General features: G+C 55.2%; 1 rRNA gene. It reads left to right on the plus strand.

What is annotated here, in order from left to right:
* Positions 1 to 171, plus strand: a 16S ribosomal RNA gene (locus AC2W7L_RS18500); the annotation flags it as partial.
* Positions 172 to 422 lie beyond the last annotated feature (251 nt).

Here is a 422-nt window from a genome sequence, read left to right on the forward strand (position 1 = left end):
GAATACGTTCCCGGGCCTTGTACACACCGCCCGTCAAGTCACGAAAGTCGGTAACACCCGAAGCCGGTGTCCCAACCCTTGTGGAGGGGGCCGTCTAAGGTGGGACTGGTGATTGGGACTAAGTCGTAACAAGGTAGCCGTACCGGAAGGTGCGGCTGGATCACCTCCTTTCTAAGGAGCACACATTAAGAACCCCAACGAACCGGCCGCACGTGTTGGTGTTGGGAGCTCAAGGGTGGAACATCACTTCTTCCGTTCATATCTTCCAGCGTTGTCCGGTGACTGCCGTGTCGATGTTGGATGTTGTATGGGCTAGAACGAACACGTTATTGGGTCCTGGAATCACAAACCCCAACCGATTGGTTGGGTGTGGTTTCAACCAACAGGACCAACCCCGGTACCGACTGGCAGCTGTGTGTTGT

It is taken from the genome of Brevibacterium sp. LAARM3_SD1 (assembly GCF_057364765.1).